Raw genomic sequence first — 3,621 nt, 5'->3', positions numbered from 1 at the left:
GACCGGTGAGCGGGTCGTGGTCGGCAAGCCAAGCGAGGCGCATTTCCGCCCGCTTGCGGGCGGTGATGTCCATACCGACCGAGAGAATCATGGGATCATCGCGCGATAGTCCCTTGAGCCGGGAGTGGTGCCACACCACTTGTAAGAAAGAATCGTCCTTACAGCGTAGATCGCATTCTTCTTGCACGTGAACACTCGCACCGGAGACCAGATCGGCCAGATGGCTGGTCTGTCCGACCGTTGGATGATCGCGCGCCAGCAGGGAGAGGAACGATCGCCCGAGTAGCTCCGCGCGAGAATAACCGGAGAGTGTTTCCGTATACGGATTCGTCATGAGGATTTCGTGGTGGCGGTTTTGGGTCAGGATGATGACTTGGGCCGTGTACAAGACTTGGGTGACGAAATCACGCTCTTGGCCTAGCTCTTTGACCCGTTCGGAGAGATCCTGGCTCTTCTTCGCGACCTCGCCGTGTAAGGTCTCGAGCTGTGAGGAGAGGGTTACGGCGGTCGTATTGAGGACATCCACCTCATCCCGAAGCCAGCGGCCCGCGTGCATTCCGGGGATCGCCGCTCGAACCTGAGCGAAGGCGGATTCCGCAAGCAGCGGCAGATTCGAAGCCGCGCGCTTGAGGCGCGACATGGGTCCCCAAAGGACTACGAGCAACAGCGATTCAGCCAAGATAAGCCCCGCGATACCGAGCGCGATATTCCGGTGCGTGGTTTCCCGGATTTCCTGCACCTGGCCGGTGACCTCGGCGATCACGACGAGATGGGCTTGCGCCATCTTCAGCGATCCTGCGAGCGGCACCAAGCGGATTTCGAACGCTTGCCCTTCGACGGACTCGTAGATTGGCGCCTCAACCGGCTGCGAAAATGGAAAACGTGAAGCGACGGTGTTGAGCAGCGGGATATTGCGTGCGGCGTTGCTCACCGCGACGACTCGCTTGCGCCAGTTTTTGAGGTATCTTGTGGTGTCGGCGCTCCCGGGGTTTGGAATGGGGCCCGATGCGACCAAGCCCATGTCGGCGCCCGAGACGCGTTGGAAGTCAAGCACCACGTCGGCGAGCGAAACACCCAATACCATGGCCCCGGATCGATTCTCCGGACCAAGAACGGGGATCACCGCGAACTGGATGCACTTGTTGGCGCAATCGTAAAGCTCTTCCGGCGTCTCGTTCTCGATCACGCGTTTAACCGTTTGCGCGAGACCCTTAGCGCGTTTATCACCCGCGCGCCATCCGCGTGCGATGACCGTGCGGCCGGGATCCGAGAACAGTACCAAGACCTCCATGCCCCTATCGAGTGCAAGATTTGTCCACACACGATCGAACCCGGTTGTCATGTCACCGCTAGGCGAGCTACTCAGTTGCCGCTGTATATCCGGGAGTGACGCGAGTACGGTGCCGAGTTGCCGCAGCCGTTGACTCGACTGGTCGAGCAAGCCTTGCACCTGGCGCGCGTATTCTTGTTGAATATTTATACGCCGCTTTTGAAATTGCTGATTTAAGGCGAAGTAGTTAACGCCGGTATAGGAGACGGTAACGGCAACCAGCACCAGACTGGTCAAGATCAGGGCTTTCCACTTAAGACTTAAGAATCGATCCCTCCTCTTTGAATGAGCCATGCCCGGCTAAACTCAATAGAGGACCAGAAACGCGAATAGATCCTCTTCGCGTTCGAGGGCGCTCGGAATAGGAGCGTTCTCGATAGGTAAGCAAGCACTTCCGTTCACGTGCCGGTATTGGGTGCGCAACGTTACCGGCTCCACCGTAACATATACCGCCCCTTCAGTCCTGCCAAACCGGTTCAGCATCTTGAGCACCGACCTGTATGATATGGGACAACCTGCGAGCAGCATGTTGGGCTTTTCCAGGTTAAGCATAATGCCTCCCAACACGTACAATCAACCTGCGCCGTCCGTAGATGTTGCTGGCCGCTGAGTCCGTCTTGCCTGCGCAGCAAATGGATCGCAGCTAGCTCACGGCTTGCGACCCGCGACCATGACCAGTGTGGCGCTGCAAAAAAAGCCACCCTCCGCCTCGATCTCCGCCAGACTTGCGTGCCAGCGTTCCAGTTCCGTGGAGCTGAGCAACCCGAGATTTAACGCCTCCCGTTCAGTCTCATCCAGCACGGTGAGCTCCCGCACCTGTGCTAACTCTACCAAATAGACCGGGTAGAGATCGATCTGGATATCCTCTAGGCGCTGCCGTCTGAAGAGATGGTAGAGCTGGCGGCCGGCGTAGCCATTGTACAGCAAACGTTCCGCATGGAGGCGCTGCAGCCGGCGCTCGATCTCAACCTCCTTGCTGTGCATAGAGAGCGTACCCCAGTCCGTATCCAAGACCACTACCCACCCGTCTTGCCGGGTCACGCGTACCATCTCCTTCAAAGCCCGCTCCGGATCAGGTAAGTGCTGAAACAGACGCTCGCAACGGCTTGCATTGAAATATTCGGACCGCACCGGCAAGGACATGGCGCTGCCACGTTGATGCGATACCCGGGTGATGAGCCGCGCCTGCCTCGCGCGGCGGTCGCCCGCAATCAACATGGCCGAATCGCTATCGATCCCAAGTACCATTCCCGCGGCGCCCACCCGTTCCGCCAGCGGCAGCGTGTCCGTGCCGGGGCCGCAGCCGACGTCGAGGACCTTGTGACCGGGCGCGAGGTGCATCCGGGCATAGCTCTGCTCCTTGACCGAGCGCAGCAGTTGCTCGGCGCAGCGAAGATAAGAGCGGTCCACATAACCTTTCGACTCCGTCATTGGGCCTCCTCGATCTTTCAGATACCCGCAGTGTAGCGGTCGCGCTCGCTGCATATTGACGAGCAATGTACCATTCGACATACTCGCAAAGTATTTTTTTAGCCGGCCTAAAACTAGCTTAAGAACCTGGGGAACTCCAGTCATGCCGTCTGACAGTGCATGCAAGCCCGGAGAGTCTATTACACACTATGCTCGCCCACCTCGGGACCGTCTGGACCAGTATACCTGTCTTAGCGAGCCTGCCGGCCCCAGGACGCAATGCAGCGCCCCGCGCGCCAGCGTCGGTTGTTGATATTCGCCGCGTTCGTGCAAATGAACACTGACCCAATGCCGGGGGGCATCGCCGGGTCCTTCGGTTCACGAGTTTTCGCATGAGTCTACCCTACGATCTTGTCACTCATTTTAGGCAGTACTTTGAGATTGTGCCGGCCGACACTCCCGATCTCTTGGAGCACGCGTTCCGTCTGCGTTACCAGGTCTATTGTCAGGAAGGCTGCTTACCTGGTTTTGATCCGCTGGACTATCCCGATGGTCTGGAGCGCGACATCTACGACTACGAGCACCGCTCGGTGCACTGCCTGCTCCGCCACCGGCCCACCGGCACCAACGCGGGAACGGTCAGGCTGGTGCTCGCCGACCCCGTCCAGCCGGATGCGCCATTCCCCATCGAGGTCGCGGCTGGGGAGCACATCGACCGGGACTATCTAACCAAATTCTGTGCGGCCCGCGGCACTATCGCCGAGTGCTCCCGCTTCATCCTCGCCAAACAGTTTCGTTCCCGGCGAGGGGAACAGCAATGGCCGGATGGCCTGGCAGAACAGGGCCGCGACACCGGTCGCCGGAGCGACGAGCGCCGGGTC

3 protein-coding genes are annotated in these 3,621 nt (G+C 59.4%); 1 reads left to right on the top strand and 2 read right to left on the bottom strand.

Annotation, left to right across the window (positions count from 1 at the left end; translation table 11 throughout):
* On the bottom strand, positions 1-1,567 hold a 1,567-nt coding region (locus tag M3436_20080), incomplete at its 3' end, for a PAS domain S-box protein (GenBank protein MDQ3566274.1).
* A gap of 411 nt (positions 1,568-1,978) precedes the next feature.
* A complete protein-coding gene (locus tag M3436_20075; protein MDQ3566273.1) occupies positions 1,979-2,761 on the bottom strand; it encodes a methyltransferase domain-containing protein in 783 nt (260 codons plus the stop codon).
* A gap of 371 nt (positions 2,762-3,132) precedes the next feature.
* Here M3436_20075 and M3436_20070 point away from each other — a divergent pair.
* Positions 3,133-3,621, top strand: a 489-nt coding sequence (locus M3436_20070) for a PEP-CTERM/exosortase system-associated acyltransferase (protein ID MDQ3566272.1), incomplete at its 3' end; no start/stop codon positions are given.

This window comes from Pseudomonadota bacterium (assembly GCA_030859565.1).
Lineage (GTDB): Bacteria > Pseudomonadota > Gammaproteobacteria > JACCXJ01 > JACCXJ01 > USCg-Taylor.
Note: the sequence above shows the minus strand (reverse complement) of the source record. Positions and strands in the feature narration are given on the sequence as shown.

Excerpts from the sequence above, each read along its gene's own strand:
- M3436_20075 (MDQ3566273.1), bottom strand. The coding sequence starts at position 2,761 with ATGACGGAGTCGAAAGGTTATGTGGACCGCTCTTATCTTCGCTGCGCC.